At 55.0% G+C, this 21,578-nt stretch carries 20 protein-coding genes; 17 read left to right on the top strand and 3 right to left on the bottom strand.

The genetic code is table 11. The features are described 5' to 3' along the window. Positions 1–48 precede the first annotated feature (48 nt). On the bottom strand, positions 49–552 hold the full coding sequence (locus L379_RS09665) for a non-heme ferritin-like protein (protein WP_032654009.1): 504 nt from the start codon (positions 550–552) through the stop codon (positions 49–51). Between the two features lie 503 nt (positions 553–1,055). Here L379_RS09665 and L379_RS09670 point away from each other — a divergent pair. From L379_RS09670 to otsA, 6 genes are all read left to right on the top strand, one after another. After that, positions 1,056–1,613, top strand: coding sequence for a DJ-1/PfpI family protein (locus L379_RS09670; protein ID WP_017384423.1), 558 nt, complete (start codon positions 1,056–1,058; stop codon positions 1,611–1,613). 317 nt (positions 1,614–1,930) lie between these two features. Continuing rightward, complete coding sequence (gene araF, locus L379_RS09675) at positions 1,931–2,920, top strand: arabinose ABC transporter substrate-binding protein AraF (RefSeq protein ID WP_017384422.1); 990 nt, start codon at positions 1,931–1,933, stop codon at positions 2,918–2,920. Positions 2,921–2,991: 71 nt separating this feature from the next. Further along, the gene (gene araG, locus L379_RS09680) at positions 2,992–4,506 is read left to right on the top strand and encodes an L-arabinose ABC transporter ATP-binding protein AraG (RefSeq protein ID WP_003859688.1); all 1,515 of its coding nucleotides are present in this window, start codon (positions 2,992–2,994) and stop codon (positions 4,504–4,506) included. Positions 4,507–4,520: 14 nt separating this feature from the next. Then, complete coding sequence (gene araH / locus L379_RS09685; protein WP_003859689.1) at positions 4,521–5,501, top strand: arabinose ABC transporter permease AraH; 981 nt, start codon at positions 4,521–4,523, stop codon at positions 5,499–5,501. A 153-nt stretch (positions 5,502–5,654) separates the two neighbouring features. Further along, positions 5,655–6,458, top strand: coding sequence for a trehalose-phosphatase (gene otsB / locus L379_RS09690; RefSeq protein ID WP_017693229.1), 804 nt, complete (start codon positions 5,655–5,657; stop codon positions 6,456–6,458). Then, positions 6,433–7,857 (top strand): alpha,alpha-trehalose-phosphate synthase, encoded by a 1,425-nt coding sequence (otsA, locus tag L379_RS09695; RefSeq protein ID WP_032654006.1) that lies wholly within the window; start codon positions 6,433–6,435, stop codon positions 7,855–7,857. Before otsB ends, otsA begins: the two co-directional genes overlap by 26 nt. A 15-nt stretch (positions 7,858–7,872) precedes the next feature. On the opposite strand, the gene uspC is transcribed toward otsA, so the two are convergent. Continuing rightward, positions 7,873–8,301 carry a universal stress protein UspC gene (gene uspC / locus L379_RS09700; RefSeq protein WP_017384418.1) on the bottom strand — a complete coding sequence of 143 codons (429 nt, stop codon included), beginning with the start codon at positions 8,299–8,301 and terminating at the stop codon, positions 7,873–7,875. 796 nt (positions 8,302–9,097) lie between these two features. On the opposite strand from uspC, the gene flhD reads away from it, so the two are divergent. The 6 genes from flhD (at position 9,098) to cheW (ending at position 14,503) form a co-directional block, all read left to right on the top strand. Continuing rightward, positions 9,098–9,448, top strand: coding sequence for a flagellar transcriptional regulator FlhD (gene flhD / locus L379_RS09705; RefSeq protein ID WP_003859693.1), 351 nt, complete (start codon positions 9,098–9,100; stop codon positions 9,446–9,448). 2 nt (positions 9,449–9,450) lie between these two features. Next, entirely contained in the window at positions 9,451–10,029 is a 579-nt protein-coding gene (flhC, locus tag L379_RS09710; protein WP_003859695.1) for a flagellar transcriptional regulator FlhC, read from the top strand. A gap of 123 nt (positions 10,030–10,152) precedes the next feature. Then, positions 10,153–11,040: a flagellar motor stator protein MotA gene (motA, locus tag L379_RS09715; protein ID WP_003859696.1), complete on the top strand. Its 888-nt coding sequence runs from the start codon at positions 10,153–10,155 to the stop codon at positions 11,038–11,040. Beyond that, entirely contained in the window at positions 11,037–11,966 is a 930-nt protein-coding gene (gene motB / locus L379_RS09720; RefSeq protein WP_017693230.1) for a flagellar motor protein MotB, read from the top strand. Before motA ends, motB begins: the two co-directional genes overlap by 4 nt. Before the next feature lie 4 nt (positions 11,967–11,970). After that, positions 11,971–13,980, top strand: coding sequence for a chemotaxis protein CheA (gene cheA / locus L379_RS09725; protein ID WP_017384416.1), 2,010 nt, complete (start codon positions 11,971–11,973; stop codon positions 13,978–13,980). A gap of 19 nt (positions 13,981–13,999) precedes the next feature. After that, positions 14,000–14,503 (top strand): chemotaxis protein CheW, encoded by a 504-nt coding sequence (gene cheW / locus L379_RS09730; RefSeq protein ID WP_003859699.1) that lies wholly within the window; start codon positions 14,000–14,002, stop codon positions 14,501–14,503. A 96-nt stretch (positions 14,504–14,599) separates the two neighbouring features. Here cheW and L379_RS09735 read toward each other — a convergent pair whose 3' ends face one another. After that, complete coding sequence (locus tag L379_RS09735) at positions 14,600–15,859, bottom strand: dicarboxylate/amino acid:cation symporter (RefSeq protein WP_023303909.1); 1,260 nt, start codon at positions 15,857–15,859, stop codon at positions 14,600–14,602. A 427-nt stretch (positions 15,860–16,286) separates the two neighbouring features. Here L379_RS09735 and L379_RS09740 point away from each other — a divergent pair, with 427 nt between their 5' ends. The 5 genes from L379_RS09740 to L379_RS09760 are packed head-to-tail and all read left to right on the top strand — an operon-like array spanning position 16,287 to position 21,512. After that, positions 16,287–16,859, top strand: a complete 573-nt coding sequence (locus tag L379_RS09740) for a Csu type fimbrial protein (RefSeq protein WP_023303908.1) — start codon at positions 16,287–16,289, stop codon at positions 16,857–16,859. Between the two features lie 7 nt (positions 16,860–16,866). Beyond that, positions 16,867–17,415, top strand: coding sequence for a Csu type fimbrial protein (locus tag L379_RS09745; protein ID WP_015570265.1), 549 nt, complete (start codon positions 16,867–16,869; stop codon positions 17,413–17,415). 16 nt (positions 17,416–17,431) lie between these two features. After that, the gene (locus tag L379_RS09750; RefSeq protein ID WP_032654003.1) at positions 17,432–18,193 is read left to right on the top strand and encodes a fimbrial biogenesis chaperone; all 762 of its coding nucleotides are present in this window, start codon (positions 17,432–17,434) and stop codon (positions 18,191–18,193) included. Beyond that, entirely contained in the window at positions 18,169–20,553 is a 2,385-nt protein-coding gene (locus L379_RS09755; protein WP_023303905.1) for a fimbria/pilus outer membrane usher protein, read from the top strand. The genes L379_RS09750 and L379_RS09755 overlap by 25 nt, the downstream gene beginning before the upstream one ends. Next, a complete protein-coding gene (locus L379_RS09760; protein ID WP_017384412.1) occupies positions 20,550–21,512 on the top strand; it encodes a Csu type fimbrial protein in 963 nt (320 codons plus the stop codon). The genes L379_RS09755 and L379_RS09760 overlap by 4 nt, the downstream gene beginning before the upstream one ends. Positions 21,513–21,578 lie beyond the last annotated feature (66 nt).

Raw genomic sequence — 21,578 nt, 5'->3', positions numbered from 1 at the left:
CATTATTTTGTGGGGAACTCTCAGCCCTGACGGGAGCGGGTGAAGGACTTAGTGGTGTTGCACGGTCGCAATGTCGAGAAGATGGCGGTCCGTCTGCTCCAGACAAATCCCCGCGCGTTTCGCATTGCGGATTTCATCTGCGAGCGTCTTCAGCAGCATGCCATCCTGCTGCTGCTCTCTGTCCATATCGCGTAAAAACTTGAGGGTAATGATGTCCTGTTGCGCCTTGGCTTCATCAGCCAGTTTGCTCAGCTTCGCACAGCGTTGCTCATACTCTTCAAGCGTTTTCTGGAACAGATCTTCCAGAGAAGTGTAATTATCTTCAATCGTTTCAAGCTCTTTGACGGTAGGGTTTGCCCCGACAGCTTTCAAAAAGTTAAAGACGCGCATCATGTGCGTGACGTTACTTTGCGCCTGAGTACGAAAGAAGGTGGCAGTGCCGTTGAGGCTTTTTCTGGAACACCACGCGCTCAAATGCAGATGCAGATTTGAAGCATAAAACTCCAGGTTCATCTGGGCATTCAGTTTTTGCATCATCGTTTGGGTAGTCATTCTCATATCCTTATTGACTGTGGGACTTGATGTCCGCTACTTAACCTGACCCGGCAGGTATTGACGATTGAATGGCAGAAATAGATTTCTGCAAGGTAAAAAACTCGAAAATTCACTTCCTGTGTTCGATTAAAATAAGCATACGCTTCTCTTTGACTTAAGAAAACTCTTAATTGGGCTGTGTTTACCATACATTACAAATTTAAATATAGCCCAGAACAGAAAGAGGGGTAAGAGATTGAATTTGATATAACCTGTTGATTTTAATGGGTGTGAAATTAATATCGCTCATTTTTATCGTTTCAGGAAACGTTCTTTGGCGGGAAATTCTGTAAAAGTGTTAAATTAGAAATAATATCTGCAAATATATCCTGTCGTATCAAATTTGAGCTAAATCAATTTTCACTTAATATACGGTTCTGTGATCGCGTCGCAAGATTGTGATCTGATAAAGAGTGAAAATGAAACACTGTTTTACATCGTTTAATTCGTTGAGGTTTATGATGGCTAACGTTGCGGTGCTGCTGGCACCCGGTTTTGAAGAAGCAGAAGCGATTATCACGATTGATATTCTGCGGCGTTTACAGATTGAGGTGGAGACGCTGGCCTGTGCGGCGTCCCGTGCGGTAGTGAGTTACCACAATATCCCCATGGTGGCTGACAGTACGTTAACGGAGCGCATTAATACGCTGTATGACGCGGTCGTGTTGCCCGGTGGGCCGCAGGGGAGCGTCAATCTTGCGGCTAACCAAGAGGTGATCCGCTTTGTTTCCGCCCATGACGAGCAGGGCAAACTCATCTGCCCGATCTGCTCTGCGGCCGCGCGGGTGCTGGGCGGTAACGGGCTACTGAAGGGGCGCCGCTACGTCTGTTCCGGCGACCTCTGGCAGAGCGTTGATGATGGAGTATATGTGGATGCGCCGGTCGTGGTAGATAATAACCTCATCAGCGGCAAGGGGCTGGGGCACGCTTTTGACTTTGCGCTGGCGCTCTCTGCTCGTCTGTTGGGTGACGACGCCCCCGTGCGCGATCATGCTGAACACATCTATTACCGCTGGTAATTTTTTCTGCCGGGCGCTAAGGCGTCCGGGTTACAGGGATTTCTTAGCTGACCTTATGGATAATCCTGCTTAACTCCTTTCCATTTGTAGGACAATTACGTCCTTTTTTATGTCATTTTTCGCTGAATTTATGTACGCAATTACTGTAATTCTGCGGTGTGATGTCGCTCTCTTATGGATGATTAATTTCCCGCTAAAACTATCTCCAGCAATAACGCTTATGACGAGGTAAGCGCTAATGCCTTGTTTTAAGTCCGATTAAATAAGTTGTTCGCCATTATTCCCTACAGATAAGAATGCTAAAGCTGGAGTTTACCATGCACAAATTTACTAAAGCGCTGGCGGCCATCGGCCTGGCTGCCGTTATGTCACAATCCGCTATCGCTGAAAATTTAAAGCTCGGTTTTCTGGTTAAACAGCCGGAAGAGCCGTGGTTCCAGACCGAATGGAAATTTGCTGATAAAGCCGGAAAAGATTTGGGATTTGAGGTAATTAAAATCGCCGTACCTGACGGTGAGAAAACGCTGAACGCCATTGATAGCCTGGCGGCCAGCGGCGCGAAAGGTTTCGTTATCTGTACGCCGGATCCAAAACTGGGGTCAGCGATTGCCGCGAAAGCGCGCGGTTACGACATGAAAGTGATTGCGGTGGACGATCAGTTCGTGAACGCCAAAGGTAAACCAATGGATACCGTTCCGCTGGTAATGATGGCGGCCACTAAAATCGGTGAGCGTCAGGGCCAGGAGCTCTACAAAGAGATGCAAAAACGCGGCTGGGATGTCAAAGAGACCGCCGTGATGGCCATTACCGCTGACGAGCTGGACACCGCCCGTCGTCGTACCACCGGGTCCATGGACGCCCTGAAAGCGGCTGGCTTCCCGGAAAAACAGATCTACAAAGTTCCGACCAAATCCAACGATATTCCGGGCGCCTTTGATGCGGCGAACTCCATGCTCGTCCAGCATCCGGAAGTGAAGCACTGGCTGGTTGTGGGGATGAACGACAACACCGTACTGGGCGGCGTGCGTGCAACGGAAGGCCAGGGCTTTAAAGCACCGGACGTGATCGGGATCGGCATCAACGGCGTTGACGCCGTGAGCGAACTGTCTAAAGCGCAGGCGACCGGCTTCTATGGCTCTCTGCTGCCAAGCCCGGATGTCCACGGTTATAAATCCAGCGAAATGCTCTACAACTGGGTGACTAAAGGGGTTGAGCCGCCGAAATTCACCGAAGTGACCGATGTGGTGCTGATCACCCGCGATAACTTCAAAGAGGAGCTGGCGAAAAAAGGACTGGGCGGTAAGTAATACGCTGTGATTGCGCCCCTCACTCACAGTGAGGGGCCAGACGTACACACTACAGGAATCACGGAGTCGTTATGCAACAGTCTGATCCGTATCTCTCTTTCCGCGGCATCGGTAAAACGTTCCCCGGTGTAAACGCGCTGACCGATATCAGCTTCGACTGCTATGCCGGCCAGGTTCACGCCCTGATGGGGGAGAATGGCGCGGGAAAATCCACGCTGCTAAAAATTCTCAGCGGCAACTACACGCCCACCACCGGCACGCTGGCTATTCGCGGCGAAGAGGTGGCCTTTGCCGACACCACGGCAGCGTTAAATGCGGGCGTCGCTATCATCTATCAGGAGCTGCATCTCATTCCTGAAATGACCGTGGCGGAGAACATCTATCTGGGCCAGCTTCCGCATAAAAGCGGCGTGGTCAACCGCTCGCTGCTCAACTATGAAGCGGGCTTGCAGCTCAAGCACCTTGGGCTGGATGTCGATCCGCAAACGCCCCTTAAGTATCTCTCCATCGGCCAGTGGCAGATGGTGGAAATTGCCAAAGCGCTGGCACGTAACGCCAAAATTATCGCTTTTGACGAGCCAACCAGTTCGCTCTCGGCGCGTGAAATAGAAAATCTCTTTCGCGTGATCCGCGAGCTGCGCAAAGAGGGCCGCATCATTCTGTACGTTTCTCACCGAATGGAAGAGATTTTTGCCTTAAGCGATGCCATCACCGTGTTTAAAGATGGCCGCTACGTGCGCACCTTCACCGATATGCAGCAGGTCAACCATGACCAACTGGTGCAGGCGATGGTCGGACGCGATCTGGGGGATATTTACCACTGGAAACCGCGCGAGTATGGCCCTGAGCGTCTGCGTCTGGATAACGTCAAAGCCCCGGGCGTGCGCACGCCCATTTCACTCTCGGTGCGCAGCGGCGAAATCGTCGGGCTGTTTGGCCTTGTGGGGGCAGGGCGCAGCGAGCTGATGAAAGGGCTGTTTGGCGGCACCCGAATAACCCAGGGCCAGGTTTTCGTCGACGGGAAAAAGGTCGATATTCAGAAGCCTGCGCAGGCGATTAACGCGGGGATTATGCTCTGCCCGGAGGATCGAAAGGCCGAGGGCATTATTCCGGTGCACTCGGTGCGCGACAACATCAACATCTCTGCCCGGCGCAAGTTCATCCGTGCGGGATGTCTGATTAACGACGGCTGGGAGGCGAGCAACGCGGATCACCATATCCGTTCGCTGAACATCAAAACCCCCGGGGCTGAACAGCTGATCATGAACCTGTCCGGCGGCAATCAGCAAAAAGCCATTCTGGGGCGCTGGCTGTCGGAAGATATGAAGGTCATTTTGCTGGATGAGCCAACGCGCGGTATCGACGTGGGGGCGAAACACGAAATCTATAACGTCATCTATGAACTGGCAAAACGCGGTGTGGCGGTCCTGTTCGCCTCCAGCGATCTGCCTGAGGTGCTGGGCGTCGCCGACCGCATTGTTGTGATGCGTGAAGGTGAAATTGCCGGTGAATTGCTGCATGAACAGGCGAATGAACAACAGGCGTTGAGTCTCGCCATGCCTAAAGTTAGCCAGGCTGTCGCCTGAGTAAGGAGTCAATGATGTCCTCTGTTACTACATCCGGAGCGCCGAAGTCGGCTTTCAGTTTTGGCCGCATCTGGGACCAGTACGGCATGCTGGTGGTCTTTGCTGCCCTGTTCGTCGCCTGCGCGATTTTTGTGCCGAATTTCGCCACGTTCATCAATATGAAGGGGCTGGGGCTGGCTATCTCCATGTCTGGCATGGTGGCCTGCGGAATGCTATTCTGCCTGGCCTCCGGCGATTTTGACCTGTCGGTTGCCTCGGTGATTGCCTGTGCTGGCGTCACCACTGCCGTGGTGATCAACATGACCGAAAGCCTGTGGATCGGCGTGCTGGCCGGGCTGCTGCTCGGCGTGCTGAGCGGCCTGGTGAACGGGTTTGTCATTGCGCGCCTGAAGATTAACGCCCTGATTACGACGCTGGCGACCATGCAAATCGTGCGTGGTCTGGCCTATATCATCTCCGACGGGAAAGCCGTGGGGATTGAAGACGAGCGTTTCTTCACGCTGGGCTATGCCAACTGGCTGGGTCTGCCTGCGCCAATCTGGCTGACGGTAGGCTGTTTGATCCTGTTCGGTTTCCTGCTTAACCGCACCACGTTTGGCCGTAACACGCTGGCGATTGGCGGCAATGAAGAGGCGGCGCGTCTGGCGGGTGTTCCGGTCGTACGGACCAAGATCATTATCTTCGTGCTTTCCGGGCTGGTATCGGCGGCGGCGGGGATTATTCTGGCGTCGCGTATGACCAGCGGCCAGCCAATGACCTCCATTGGTTATGAGCTAATCGTCATCTCAGCCTGCGTTTTAGGGGGCGTTTCCCTCAAGGGCGGCATCGGAAAAATCTCATATGTGGTGGCGGGGATCCTGATTCTGGGGACCGTGGAGAACGCCATGAACCTGCTTAATATTTCTCCGTTCTCTCAGTACGTCGTACGCGGCCTGATCCTGCTGGCGGCGGTGATCTTCGACCGTTACAAGCAAAAAGCGAAGCGTACCGTCTGATTTATTTTTAGCCATCAATATGCTCAACTATTAACCATAGTTGACCCCCTGACCGGCCCGCCAGTTTTGCTGACGGGCCGGTTGCCAAATGGCGAGCACCGTCACACTGTCTATACTTACATGGCTGTTTTGTTCACTGTAAGGAGGATTAGGGTGGCTGACTTGTTAACCGCACCGCCTGTACTGCCCGGAAAATTTGCTTTCTTTTTTGACCTCGACGGGACGCTCGCCGGGATTGAACCGCATCCGGAAGACGTCGTTGTACCGGACACGGTGTTAGAGAATTTGCAGCAGCTCTCCCGACAGAACGAGGGGGCACTGGCATTGATTTCAGGGCGCTCAATGGCCGAGCTGGACGTGCTCGCCAGTCCTTATCACTTTCCGCTGGCCGGTGTGCACGGAGCGGAGCGCCGCGATATCCATGATCAACTGCATATAGTTTCACTCCCCGACACGCTGATTCAGGCGCTGCATACGCAACTCTCTTCGGCTCTGGAAATGCTTCCCGGTACGGAACTGGAAGCCAAAGGCATGGCCTTTGCGCTGCACTACCGTCAGGCGCCCCATCATGAGGCGGCGATCTTTGCGGTGGCAAGAAGCGTGGCGGAAGCCCATCCGGAGCTGGCGTTACAGCCGGGTAAATGTGTGGTCGAGATTAAACCGGCAGGAATTAATAAAGGCGCTGCCATTGCAGCGTTTATGGCGGAAGCGCCGTTCAAAGGGCGTACGCCAGTCTTTTTTGGGGATGACCTGACCGACGAGGCCGGGTTCAGGGTGGTAAACCAGGCCCAGGGCATGTCTGTCAAGGTTGGATCTGGTGAAACCATTGCCGGATGGCGGCTGGAAAATGTCGCCAGCGTCTGGCAGTGGATATCTGACGTCGCTAACCAGCAACAACAACAAATAGCGCAAAACAACGGGAGAAATCATTATGGGTCGCTTAGTCGTCGTCTCTAATCGCATCGCACCGCCGGATGATAAAAAAGCCAGTGCCGGTGGCCTGGCGGTCGGGGTATTAGGTGCCCTCAAAGCCGCGGGTGGTCTCTGGTTTGGCTGGAGCGGGGAAATCAGTAATGATGAGAAACCGCTAAAAAAGGTGTCACGGGGCAATATCACGTGGGCCTCCTTCGCCCTTAGCGAGAAGGACTACGATGAATATTATTCCGAGTTCTCAAACGCCGTGCTGTGGCCAGCGTTTCACTATCGTCTGGATCTGGTGAAATTCCAGCGTGAATCCTATGAAGGCTACATGCGCGTTAACGCGCTGCTGGCAGATAAACTGCTGCCGCTAATCGAAGAAGACGATATTTTATGGATCCACGATTACCATCTGCTGCCCTTCGCCAGGGAGCTGCGTAAACGGGGTGTGAAGAACCGGATCGGCTTCTTCCTGCATATTCCGTTCCCGACCCCGGAGATCTTTACGGCGCTGCCGCAGCATGATGAAATTCTTGAAGCATTGTCTGATTACGACCTGCTCGGTTTCCAGACGGAAAATGACAGGCTGGCGTTCCTCGACAGCGTGTCGGGTAAAACCCGGCTGGTCACTCACGGCGGCAAATCTCACACCGCGTGGGGACGAAATTTCCATACCGAAGTCTACCCGATTGGTATTGAGCCAGACGAAATCGCCGAGCAGGCCTCTGGTCCGCTGCCGCCGAAGCTTGCCCAGCTCAAGGACGAACTCAAGCACGTTAAGAATATCTTTTCGGTTGAACGACTGGATTATTCCAAAGGGTTGCCGGAGCGATTCCTCGCTTATGAAACCCTGCTGGATAAATTCCCGCAGCATCACGGCAAGATCCGCTATACCCAGATAGCGCCGACCTCGCGCGGTGAGGTTCAGGCTTACCGGGATATTCGTCACCAGCTGGAGACCGAAGCAGGGCGCATCAACGGGCGCTATGGTCAGCTCGGCTGGACTCCACTTTTCTATCTGAATCAGCACTTTGAGCGCAAAATCCTGATGAAAGTGTTCCGCTATGCGGACGTCGGGCTGGTCACCCCGCTGCGCGACGGGATGAATCTGGTGGCAAAAGAGTATGTAGCAGCACAAGATCCTGCTGACCCGGGCGTGCTGGTGCTGTCCCAATTTGCCGGTGCGGCAAACGAGTTAACCTCGGCGCTGATTGTGAACCCTTACGATCGCGATGACGTGGCAAATGCCCTGAACCGCGCGTTAACCATGCCGCTTGCGGAACGTATTTCACGTCATTCAGAAATGATGGAGACCATCGTCAAGAATGATATCAACCGCTGGCAGGCGCGTTTTATTGACGATTTGCGCGCGATCCAGCCGCAAACTCAGGAAGGTGATCTGCAAAAAAAGATCGCGACCTTCCCTAAACTCGCCTGATTTTCTCCGGGGGCATTAATTGCCCCCGAGAGGCACCAGCAGGACATCCACCTGGCTTGACGAAACGATGGATTTTGCCGAGCATGCCGCCCGGGAAAAAAAGCTCTGGTTATGATTTCCGCAAATGACAAGGTCAACATTCTGTTTCTGACAAATGTCGAGAATATGTCCACTTAACTCGCCGGTGGCAATCACCGTCTGGTGGACAGGATATTTTGCCCGCTCAACCAGCTCGCGCAGAAATTGCTGCGTTTCCTCCTGAAGAACCTCACGAATATCTTCCAGCATTGGCGCTGCCAGTTGATTATACATTTCGGGTTCAGCTGCCAGGGTGATCAGACTTATGCGGGCATTATTCGGGCGGGCAATGGAAACGGCACGGGCGACGAGTTGATGACTTTCGGGGGAAACCGCAACAGAAACAAGAAGATGGGAGTAACTCATCACACACTCCTTTTATGTCAGAATGACACGTTTCTCAAGCTTTACCGCGAATCTGCCGCTTCTGCAAGAGGCACATGCGACAATAGTGTGAAGCTTATCATAATTATTCATTAATTATTCTTATAAGAAGAATAACGAAATGGGGACGCTAAATGAAAGTAATTAACAACTTAACGTAAATCACACATTTAGCCTTCCGTGCTGTTAAATCGCGTTAACCGATCGTCAACGCAAGCGTGATGGTTACCCATGGAAACTTTTTTCTCGAAAGGAAAACTTAAGCTGCTGTTTTTACTTAATTAACTCCGCCTCTTCTCTGGCGTTCGCGCCCGTTGTGACGCGAAAGGGCAGTGCTTCTTCGACGTAGCAATTTTCATACCCGATCCCCTCATCCCTCTGCATGAGTATTCGTTCCATAAGAATATAAACAAGCTTCAGTTGCTCAATAAATAGTCAAATTACAAGTCACGCTGATGGATTTATGGGTTACATTCGCGTAAATTATGTGACGTAGATCACATTTTTTTTAAATTCCAGGGGGGGCTGCATTGTATGTGTCAAAACTGACGAGTAGAGTTTGCGTCGAATTAGGAAAAATCTTAGTTATTTGTAAGAAAAGATAAAATGTGTAACCGACATTTTGGCCATGTTAACCGGTCACGCGCTTTACGACGTACAAACCTAAATTCAACTATGCATTTGGCCTTTTCTTTTTATACCGGGTGATTTCCCGGCGACATCACGGGGTGCGGTCTTTCCGCATAAAAATAATAGTTGGTTATTCGGGATGGGAAAAATGCATACATCCGAGTTGCTAAAACATATTTATGACATCAATTTGTCGTATTTATTGCTCGCGCAGCGTTTGATTAGTCAGGACAAACCGTCAGCGATGTTTCGTCTGGGTGTTAACGAAGAGATGGCAACCATGCTGGGTGGATTAACCCTCCCGCAAATGGTCAAGCTGGCTGAAACCAATCAACTTGTCTGCCAGTTCCGTTTTGATAACCCGCAGACCATTACGCGTCTGACTCAGGAATCCCGCGTGGACGATCTGCAACAGATCCACACTGGTATTCTTCTCTCCACCCGCCTGCTCAACGAAATCAGCCAGCCTGATGACGTAGCCCGGAAGAAAAGGGCTTAACAATGAGCGAAAAAAGCATTGTTCAGGAAGCCCGTGATATCCAGCTGGCGATGGAACTCATCACGCTCGGTGCGCGTTTACAAATGCTGGAAAGCGAGACGCAGCTGAGCCGTGGTCGTCTGATCAAGCTGTACAAAGAATTGCGTGGTAGCCCGCCGCCAAAAGGCATGCTGCCGTTTTCGACTGACTGGTTCATGACCTGGGAGCAGAACATTCATGCTTCCATGTTCTGTAACGCCTGGCAGTACCTGCTTAAAACGGGCTTATGCAGCGGCGTTGATGCCGTGATCAAAGCCTACAAACTTTACCTTGAGCAATGCCCGCAGCAGGAAGAGGGACCCCTGCTGGCGCTGACCCGCGCCTGGACGCTGGTGCGTTTTGTTGAAAGCGGAATGCTTGAATTGTCCCGCTGCAACTGCTGTGACGGCAATTTCATTACCCACGCGCACCAGCCTGCGGGCAGCTTCGCCTGTAGTTTGTGCCAGCCTCCATCCCGAGCCGTAAAAAGACGTAAACTTTCCCGGGATGCTGCCGATATTATTCCACAACTGCTGGATGAACAGATCGAACACGCTGTTTAACCCGAACCTGTGGGCAAGATTCCAGCAGCGGTAAGCGATTACCGCTGCTTTTTTTTACCCTGCGTTCAGGTCATGCGCTCGAAATGAACGTCCTGCCATAGTCACTAGCGGAAGGATGATGTCGTGCTTATCTTATTAGGTTACCTGGTAGTTCTCGGTACAGTTTTCGGCGGTTACATGATGACCGGCGGGCACCTTGGAGCACTCTATCAACCGGCTGAACTTGTCATCATCGGCGGTGCAGGGGTAGGGGCTTTTATCGTTGGTAACAACGGTAAATCGATCAAGGGCACGCTGAAGGCGATTCCGCTGCTGTTTCGTCGCTCGAAATACACCAAAAGCATGTATATGGATCTGCTGGCGCTGCTCTATCGCCTGATGGCGAAGTCACGTCAGCAGGGGATGTTCTCGCTGGAGCGGGACATCGAAAACCCGAAAGAGAGCGAAATTTTCGCCAGCTACCCGCGTATTCTGGCCGACGCGATGATGCTCGATTTTATCGTCGATTACCTGCGACTGATCATCAGCGGCAACATGAACACCTTCGAAATTGAAGCCCTGATGGACGAAGAGATCGAAACCCACGAGAGCGAGTCCGAAGTACCGGCCAACAGCCTGGCGCTGGTGGGCGACTCGCTTCCGGCGTTCGGCATCGTGGCGGCGGTCATGGGCGTCGTTCATGCCCTGGCCTCGGCGGATCGCCCGGCGGCTGAACTGGGGGCGCTGATTGCCCACGCGATGGTGGGGACGTTCCTCGGTATTTTACTGGCCTACGGCTTTATCTCCCCGCTGGCGAGCGTGCTGCGCCAGAAGAGCGCCGAAACCACCAAAATGATGCAGTGCGTGAAAATTACGCTGCTCTCAAACCTCAACGGCTATGCGCCACCGATTGCCGTCGAATTTGGTCGTAAGACGCTTTACTCCAGCGAACGTCCGTCGTTTATCGAACTGGAAGAGCACGTGCGCGCGGTGAAAAACCCTAACCAACAGACGACAACTGAGGACGCATGAAAAACCAGTCCCATCCGATCGTCATCGTAAAAAAGCGCAAGCATAAGGGGCACGGGCACGGTTCTCACGGCTCCTGGAAGATCGCGTACGCCGACTTTATGACCGCCATGATGGCCTTCTTTCTGGTGATGTGGCTAATCTCCATCTCCAGCCCGAAAGAGCTTATTCAGATTGCGGAATATTTCAGAACGCCGCTGGCGACGGCGGTTACCGGCGGGCCGCGCATTTCTAACAGCGACAGCCCGATCCCCGGCGGCGGTGACGATTACACCCAGCAGCAGGGTGAAGTGAAAAAACAGCCTAACATCGACGAGCTGAAAAAAAAGATGGAGCAGGCGCGTCTGAAAAAACTGCGCGGTGACCTGGATCAGCTGATTGAAGCAGACCCTAAGCTGCGCGCGCTGCGTCCGCATCTGAAAATTGACCTGGTACAGGAAGGGCTGCGTATTCAGATCATCGACAGCCAGAACCGGCCGATGTTTAAAACCGGCAGCGCCGACGTGGAGCCCTACATGCGCGATATTCTGCGTGCGATTGCACCGGTGCTGAACGGTATTCCTAACCGCATTAGCCTGTCCGGACACACGGATGATTTCCCGTACGCCACGGGAGAGAAGGGATACAGCAACTGGGAGCTTTCTGCCGATCGCGCCAACGCCTCGCGTCGCGAGCTGGTGGCGGGTGGGCTTGATGATGGCAAGGTCCTGCGCGTGGTCGGCATGGCTGCAACCATGCGCCTGACTGACCGCGGACCGGATGACGCCATCAACCGTCGTATCAGTCTTTTAGTGCTGAACCAGCAGGCGGAGCAGGCCATCCTGCATGAAAACGCCGAAAGTCAGAATGAGTCACTGGACGATTTAAAACAGCCTGGGGCCGTCCCTTCGGCTGCCGTTCCAACATCGCCACCAGCCAATCCGAGGTGATAGCGTGAGCATGGATATTACCGATTTTTACCAGACATTTTTTGATGAAGCCGACGAATTGTTGGCCGATATGGAGCAACATTTGCTGGATCTGGTGCCCGAGGCACCGGACTCAGAACAGCTCAATGCCATCTTCCGTGCGGCGCATTCCATTAAAGGCGGAGCCGGAACGTTTGGATTTACCATTTTGCAGGAAACCACCCATTTAATGGAAAACCTGCTGGATGAAGCACGACGCGGTGAGATGCAGCTCAATACCGACATTATCAACCTGTTTTTGGAAACGAAAGATATTATGCAGGAACAGCTCGACGCCTATAAAAGTTCGGCAGAGCCTGATGCCGCCAGCTTTGAATACATCTGCAACGCGCTGCGTCAGTTAGCGCTGGAAGCCAAAGGTGAGGCGTCTGCGCCCGCTGTCCCTGCGGCAAAACTGAGCGTTGTTGACGCCGTGGCCGAACCCGATACGGCGCCTGACGCGCCCGCAGGAAAACTGCGCGTAGTGCTGTCACGTCTGAAGGAGAACGAGGTCAACCTGCTGGAAGAGGAGCTGGGGAACCTGGCGACGCTCAGCAACGTGGTGAAGGGCAAAGACAGCCTGGCCGCGACGCTCGACGGCGGGATTGGCCAGGATGACATCGTGGCGGTGCTCTGCTTCGTGATTGAAGCGGATCAGATTGCGTTTGAAACCGAGGCGGCGGCCGTTGAAGCGCCTGCTCCGGCAGAGAATACCCCTGCGGTAGTTGCCGCTGCCCCGGCCCTGAAAGCCGTGCCAAAAGAGACGGCCGCTCCGGCCCGCGGTGAAAAACCAGCGGCGCGTTCCAGCGAGTCCACGAGCATTCGCGTGGCGGTGGAGAAAGTGGATCAGCTGATCAACCTGGTGGGTGAACTGGTCATCACCCAGTCGATGCTGGCCCAGCGCTCCAACGAGCTGGACCCGGTGACCCATGGCGATCTCATCACCAGCATGGGCCAGTTACAACGTAACGCCCGCGATTTACAGGAATCGGTGATGTCCATCCGCATGATGCCGATGGAATATGTCTTCAGCCGCTTCCCGCGCCTGGTGCGCGACCTGGCCGGCAAGCTCAACAAACAGATCGAACTCACGCTGATGGGCAGCTCCACCGAGCTGGACAAGAGCCTGATTGAACGCATTATCGATCCGTTAACGCACCTGGTGCGTAACAGCCTCGACCACGGCATCGAGCTGCCGGAAAACCGCGTAGCAGCCGGAAAATCGCCCGTGGGCAACCTGATCCTGTCAGCGGAACATCAGGGCGGCAACATCTGCATCGAAGTGACCGATGACGGCGCGGGCCTGAACCGCGAGCGCATTCTGGCGAAGGCGATTTCGCAGGGAATGGCGGTCAACGAAAATATGACCGACGAAGAAGTGGGTATGTTGATTTTTGCCCCGGGCTTCTCAACCGCAGAGCAGGTCACCGACGTTTCCGGCCGCGGCGTGGGCATGGACGTGGTGAAACGTAACATTCAGGAGATGGGCGGTCACGTTGAGATCCAGTCTAAGCAGGGCGCGGGCACCACGATTCGTATCCTGTTGCCGCTGACGCTGGCCATTCTTGACGGCATGTCCGTTAAAGTGGCGGACGAAGTCTTTATTCTGCCGCTGAACGCGGTGATGGAGTCCCTCCAGCCGCGTGAAGAAGATCTGCATCCGCTGGCGGGCGGCGAGCGCGTGCTCGAAGTGCGCGGCGAGTACCTGCCGCTGGTGGAACTGTGGAAAGTGTTTGAAGTGGACGGGGCAAAAACCGAGGCCACGCAGGGTATCGTTGTGATCCTGCAAAGCGCCGGACGCCGCTACGCGCTGCTGGTCGATCAGCTGATTGGTCAGCATCAGGTGGTGGTTAAGAACCTGGAAAGTAACTACCGCAAAGTGCCGGGGATCTCTGCTGCCACCATCCTGGGTGATGGTAGCGTCGCGCTGATCGTCGATGTATCGGCACTTCAGGGATTAAATCGTGAACAACGTGTGGCGAACACAGCCGCCTGATTAAGTAAAAGGTAATAACATGACCGGTATGAGTAACGTAACGAAACTGGCGGGCGAGCCATCTGGACAGGAATTCCTGGTTTTCACTTTAGGGGATGAAGAGTACGGTATCGACATCCTGAAAGTGCAGGAAATTCGCGGTTACGACCAGGTAACGCGCATTGCGAACACGCCAGCGTTTATCAAGGGTGTGACCAACCTGCGCGGTGTGATTGTGCCTATCGTGGACCTGCGCGTGAAGTTTAGCCAGGGCGATGTGGAGTACAACGATAACACGGTGGTGATCGTCCTGAATCTGGGGCAGCGCGTGGTGGGGATCGTGGTGGATGGCGTGTCTGATGTGCTGTCGCTGACCGCCGATCAAATCCGTCCTGCGCCGGAGTTTGCGGTCACGCTGTCGACGGAATACCTGACGGGGCTGGGTGCGCTCGGCGAGCGTATGCTGATTCTGGTGAATATTGAGAAGCTGCTGAACAGCGAAGAGATGGCGCTGCTGGATATCGCGGCGAATCATGTAGCATAAAACAAAGCCGGGTGGCGGCTTCGCCTTACCCGGCCTACAAATGGCTCGAACACGTAGGCCGGGTAAGCGTCAGCGCCACCCGGCTCTTTTGTAACCTTACGCCTCCTGCTCCACCAGCGCTGCTTCCGCTTCCCGCGCCCCTTCATTCTGCGACAGCATCGCCGTTGCAATCCCGTTCCCCAGCACGTTGATGGCCGATCGTCCCATATCCAGGAAATGGTCAATCCCCATCAGGAGCAGGATCCCGGCCACCGGAATGTTAAAGCTCGGAATGGTCGCCGCCAGCACCACCAGCGACGAGCGCGGTACGCCCGCAATCCCTTTCGAGGCCAGCATCAACGTTAACATTAGCACCGTCACCTCGGTGAAACTCAGGTGAATGTTGTATGCCTGGGCGATAAACATCGAGGCGAACGAGCAGTACACCATGGAGCCGACCAGGTTAAACGAGTAGCCGATCGGCAGGACGAAAGAGGCGATATTACGTGAACAGCCGAAGCGCGCTAACTGCTCCAGCGTTTTCGGGTATGCCGCTTCTGAGCTGCTGGTGGTAAACGCGACCAGCACCGGATCTTTCAGCATCGCCACCAGACGTAAAATCTCTTTTTTCAGTACCATGTAACCTACCGCCAGCAATACCAGACAGGTCAGAAGGATCGCCACATAGTAACCGCCAATGAACGAGGCATAGTTCAGCAAAATGCCCAGACCCTGAGTGGCAATCACGGACGAAATCGCGGCAAAAATGGCCAGCGGCGCAACGTACATCACGTAGCCCGTCACTTTCAGCATAATGTGGGAGACCACATCCAGCGCCGCCACCAGCGGGGAGTTGAATTTTTGACCTAATGACGCGCCGCCGATACCGAAGAACATCGAGAAGACCACAATTTGCAGGATCTCATTGTTCGCCATCGCGCCGGCAATGCTGGTTGGAATGGTGTGTGACAGGAAGGCTTTCAGCGACATCCCGCTAACGGCCAGGCCGGTATCAACCGTCTCTGTCGGAATGCTCAGGTTCAGACCGCTGCCGGGTTGTTCAAGGGTAACAATAAACAGCCCCACCAGAATGGAAAGCACGGATGAGCTGATAAACCACACCATCGCTTTACCCCCGACGCGTCCAATCGTCGACGTTTCACCCAGCTTCATAATGCCCACCGTCAGGGTGCTGAACACCAGCGGGGCAATCACCATCTTAATCAGCCGCAGGAAAATATCGGTCAGCAGGGTGATGTTCTCCGACCAGGCCTGTATCGCGTCGGGCGAAGCATACTCATGGATTGCCGCACCTGAAAGAATGCCCGCCAGCATGAAAATCACGATGAAGAGCGTGAGTTTGTTTGCACTTGCCACAAAAAGATCCTCTATGCGCTAAAAGAGTTTCCTGCGTCAATGCATACAAAATTTTTATTTAAGCGCAGGAAAATATTCGGGGCATAAATTGAAGTAAAGCTGCGTGAGTTACAACTTGTTTTTAATTTTTATGAAATTCGTTGTTTTTACAATGACGATATATTGTGACGCGGATCACATTACAGGCGATATATCCTCAAATTAAGCAAGAATAATGCCCGTTTTATTTTGCTAACTCTTTGTAATGTTTGTTAATAGTCTGTTAATTGGAGGGCGGGTGTCTCACCTTCGTTGAAAGTGGTTGAAGCGTGAACCATAAACTAAATTCTCAGTAACCGCGCCGGGGAATGTTTAAGCGGGGCTAACATATTGAACAGTATGAATAAAATAGGGCAAGCGAACCATTATTTCTTCTGGAGGGTGGTAAATGAAAAGAAAACTTCTTTTTATCTGCGCGGGTACACTGCTGTCGGCGGCGACTGTCGGTCAGGCGCTGGCAGTCACCAGTAGCGGTACTATCGGGGCGACGCTGACGCTGACGAACGGTTGTTTGATCAACGGCTCGCCAACGCAAAACGGCATTAACTTCGGGACACTCGATTTCGGGACCCATCCTGCGACATTCTCCACCCTGACAACCCAGTTAACCGGAGCCAGCGGCGGAAACACCTTTACCATTCAATGTACCACTGCCAGTTACACGGTGGCGATCACCGGCAACACCAACGCGACCGCACCCGGAACCGTTGTTGGCACCCCTGGCACACCCGCCCGCTATCTGGTGAACACCGCCAATGCGGCACAGGGCGTGGCATACAGCCTCTATAGCGACAGCGGGTACAATAACGTGATCGCTAACAACGCCGCGTTGCCCGTAGCTTCCACAGCGGGCGGGGTGAACAGCTATACCCTCTACGGGCGCATAACGGGCGGCGGCAATAGCGTAACGGTTGTACCGGGAACCTATACCGACACGATTAACGTCAGCGTCACCTACTGATTCAGCCATGAAGGCATTGTGTTTATGTCTGCGCGAAAGCGCAGAGGGCGTCGTGCACCCTTTTTTGGCTCTGATCGTCGCGCTGATGATGATCTGCGACGCCGGGGCGGTAACCTCCCAGTCCTTCAGGGTGAGCGCGACGGTAGTACCAGGGTGCTCGGTGAGTACCGGCACGGGCGGGCGCTTTGGGACGCTGGATTTTGGAACCCGCAATGGCGTGGACAACACGCCGGTCAGCACCAGCTTTGTCGCCGACGGCGCGTTGTCCATCGCCTGCACGCCGGGCGTGGCGCTGAGCATGAGCATTGACGGCGGCCAGAATTACAGCTCGGTGCGACGGATGACGCGTTCAGGCGGGACCGAAGTTGTTGGTTACCGGCTCTATAGCAGCAGCTCTCTGGCGGCGAACAGTGAAATTGGGGTTAACCAGGCCATACCGATTACCTATACCAACAGCAATAACATCGCGCTGCCTCTTTTTGGCGTCGCGCTCCTGACGGGGTTTAGCCTGCCGGGAACATATTCAGATCAACTCACCGTGACCTTGTCATGGTAGGAAAGGGAGAACATCGATGAAGCCATTTTTCAGGCGATCGGGCCTGGTGGGTCTGTTGGGGGCAACGGCTCTGGCAGCGGGCCAGGCGCAGGCAGCGGCAACCATTCTTCTGTGGCCCATCGATCCGTGGCTGTCGGCAGAGGCCAGAGCAACTGAATTGTGGATCCAGAATCAGGGCAACAGCGCCACGACAATGCAGGTGCGTATTGTGCGCTGGAAGCAGGAGGGAGGATATGAGCGATACACCGCCCAGCAGGATGTGGTTGCCAGCCCGCCGATCGTGACCATCGCCAAAGGCAGTAAACAGCTTATTCGCCTCATCAAGCAGGGGACGATCCCGTCGGGGGTTGAGCAGGCTTACCGCATTATTGTGGATGAAATTCCCCAGCCGGATGCCAAAGCGGAACCGTCCATGGGCCTCAAACTGCAAATGCGCTATTCGATTCCTTTATTTGTTTATGGGCAGGGGATCCCCACCCTCAACGAAGGGGCGCACCACGCGCTGGCGAACACGCAACAGCTGAGCTGGCGGGTCGTTCAGGAGGGGGGGAAACCCGCGTTTCAGGTCCGTAATCAGGGGGATGTTCACGTCCGGCTCAGCCAGGTTGCGGTTGAGCAGGGCGGGCAAAAACGCACGGTTGCCGAGGGGCTGCTGGGTTATGTGCTGCCAGGCAGCACCCGAAGCTGGCCGCTTCCGGCAGGGATTTATCAGCCGAACCGGATGAGCGCGCAAATTAATGCCAGGGATACGCAATGGCAATCGACGCCCGTCAACTGAAACCGGCGATGATGATCCTGCTTTGCGTCAGTACCAGCGCCTTTGCCGAAACCGGCGACGACAGTTTACCGCCGCCGCCGGATGCACGGACGATGAACGGCGAAGCAGTATTCCAGCTCGCCCTGGTGCTGAACCACTATGACACGGGTCTGGTGGTGCCGGTGACGCAGCGTGAGGGCGCCTGGTTTATTTCGGGCGCGGATTTGCTCCGCGCCGGGCTGCCGCCCGCGCATGTGCCAGCCGGAGAGGTGAATCTCTCGACGCTTACGTCGGTACGCGCAGAGTACGACAGCACGGCCCAGCGCCTGTTGCTGACGGTCCCCCGGGACTGGGTTGCCGCGCGGATCACGCCTTTCAGTGAGCAGAGCACGCAAAGCAAACCGCACTATGGCCGCGGCGCGCTGCTCAATTACGACGTTTATACCAATCATTCCGAACACACGGGCGGCCAGGCGTCGGTCTGGCACGAGTTCCGTTATTTCAATGAGGATTATTCATTTTCATCGACGGGCTACGCCCGGCAGAATTTCACCGGTAACAGCGGACAGCAGGAAGGGTATGTGCGTTATGACTCTACGTTACTGATCACCAACGAAGAGGATGCCACCACCTGGTCCGCCGGGGACGTCATCAGCGATGCGCTGAGCTGGAGCACCAGCGTGCGCATGGGCGGGATCAGCTACGGGCGCGACTTCTCCCTGCGTCCGGATCTGGTGACCTGGCCACTGCCCGCGTTTTCCGGCGAGGCGGCCGTCCCGACCTCGGTCGATCTCTTTATTAATGGCTACCGTTCCGGCTCCACCCGCCTTCAGCCGGGGCCGTTTACCCTCACCAATCTGCCGTATATCAACGGTGCCGGGGATGCGGTACTGGTTACCACGGATGCGCTGGGACGTCAGGTGAGTACCACGCTGCCGTTTTATGTCAGCAGCGATCTGCTTAAGCAGGGGTTAAGCGACGGCGCCGTGACGCTGGGCAGCCTGCGGCGTAACTACGGTATTGAGAATTTTGACTATGGCCCGGCGGCGGGCAGCGGATCGTACCGCTACGGGGTGACCGACTGGCTGACGCTGGAGGGGCATGCGGAAGGGGCGGAGTCGCTGGCGCTCGGCGGTGCGGGCACGGTGCTGAAGCTCGGGCGTTTTGGCGTGGTAAATACCTCGTGGACCCAAAGCCGCATGCGCGGCGATAGCGGCGGCCAGATAAACTGGGGCTATCAGTACAACACCAGCGAGTTTAGCGTAGCGACCCAGCATACCCGACGCGACCGTGGCTTCGGCAATCTCGCCCTGTACGATCAGCCCACCGTTTATGATGAAAATGATAACCCCGTTGCCAGCCTGAGCCGCAATACCGACCAGTATTCCTTAACCTTTAACCTCGGCGGATACGGCAATATCGGCGCGGCGTGGATCGGCGTTGAGAGTTTTGACAGCCAGAAAACTGAACTGCTCAACCTCTCCTGGAGCCGTAATCTGTGGGGCTCAAGCAGTATTTATCTGGCTGCCAGCCGTGACCAGCAGCGAGGCGACTGGACGGTTGCGCTGTCGTTGCAGGTTCCCCTCGGCGAACGTGACAGCGCCGCCGTCACCTTTGAAAACACCCCTGACGCAGGCAGCACTCAACGCATTAACTACAACCACTCGATGCCTTCAGACGGCGGCTTTAGCTGGAACATGGCCTGGGCCAACCAGTCGCGGTCGAGTAACTATCAGCAGGCCACGCTCGGCTGGCGGAATAACAACGTGGAGCTACAGGGCGGCGGCTACGGTGAGAAGGGCATGATGACCTGGTGGGGCGAGGCGATGGGCTCTGTCGTGCTGATGGACGGTGAGCTGTTTGCGGCGAACAAAATCAACGATGCGTTTGTGGTGATCAGCACCGACGGTCATCCGGATGTTCCCGTCAGCTACGAAAACCAGCCGGTCGGAAAAACCAATAACAAAGGCTATCTGCTGGTGAGCGGCGTTTCCGCCTATTACCCGGCAAGTTACCGCATTGATACCCTGAACTTACCTGCGGATACCCGGCTGAAAGAGACCGAGCGTCGGGTGGCGATTCGTCGGCATAACGGTTATCTGGTGGATTTCCCGATGGAGCAGGAGCGGGTTGCCAGCGTGATCCTGCACGATGCGCAGGGCAATGCGATCCCGGTAGGAAGCCAGGTCAGACGCGCGTCCCGCAGCAGCGCGGTTGTCGGCTACGACGGCCTCGCCTGGCTGGAAAACCTCAACGACGTGAATCCGCTCGAGGTCATCACCCCGGAGGGTAAACGCTGTACGGCAACGCTGACCGTTGGCGCAAACCCTGAACATAAGCTGCAAACCTACGGTCCGCTGACCTGTCGGGAGGCGCCGTGAGACGCCTGTTAATCGCGCTCCTGCTGCTGTGCTCCGGCGGCAGCTGGGCGGCCTGTACCGTCAGTACGGTGAATGCCTCGTTTGGCAGCGTCACCTCGTTCGCACTCAGCGGCACCGGGGAAGTGGAAACGACGGGCACGCTGGTGGTGACCTGCGATACCGTTCTCAACCTGTTAACTAACGACTCGGTGACGCTGAATTACACCTCGGCATCCGTCTTCGCGAATAGCCGGGCGACCATGAAGCGTACGGACAACGCGGCTATTACCGATGTCATCCCTGCGCGGCTGTGCGGGGCGTCCGGCTGCGGCGGAAACAGTGAAATACAAATCAGCAAAGCCTATACCTGGAGCGGAAACACGCTGCTCGGGCTGCTGGGTTCAAGGCGCTACAACATTCCCCTTTATTTCCGGACCGTAATGGGGCAGAACGTCACCGCCGGGCCGTATCAGGTGTTGTTAACGTTCAGCATTAACTACAACGTGTGCGCCGTTGGCGCGGTCGGAGCGTGCCTGACCCCGCAAACCGGTACGGCAACCACCTCGATCCTCCTCAACATGACCGTCACCAACGATTGCAGCACCATGACCACGCCGGACGTGAATTTTAACAGCGCGCCGCTGGTGCAAAATTTTCCCACCGTTTCACAGTCGGTTGCCGTCACCTGCACCAAAGGCAGCACCTACACCATAGGCATTAATAATGGGGCAAATGCCCTGAACAACGTGCGTCGTATGGTCAGCGGCAGCAACTTCATGAGTTACGACATCTACAAAGAGGCGACCAGCAACCGCTGGGGTAGCAGCGGCAGCGAGCGCTGGGCCAGCGCCAGCTCATCGCAGGTCAGTACGGACGGGCTTTTACGTACCTACAACTACACCGCCAAAGTTCTGACCAGCCAGGCCACGCCGCCTGCCGGAACCTATACCGACACGCTGATTGTCGACGTCGCATTCTGACTCCCGCGCTTTTCCCTTTCGCAAATGTAAAGTTCCTGTGGCCTGTGCCGATAACACCGTTAATAA

Origin of the sequence: Enterobacter sp. MGH 33, from assembly GCF_000534535.1 — a bacterium.
GTDB classification, from domain to species: Bacteria; Pseudomonadota; Gammaproteobacteria; order Enterobacterales; family Enterobacteriaceae; genus Enterobacter; species Enterobacter hormaechei_C.
The sequence above is the reverse complement of the archived record's forward strand: the minus strand, read 5'-3'. Positions and strand labels throughout refer to the sequence as shown.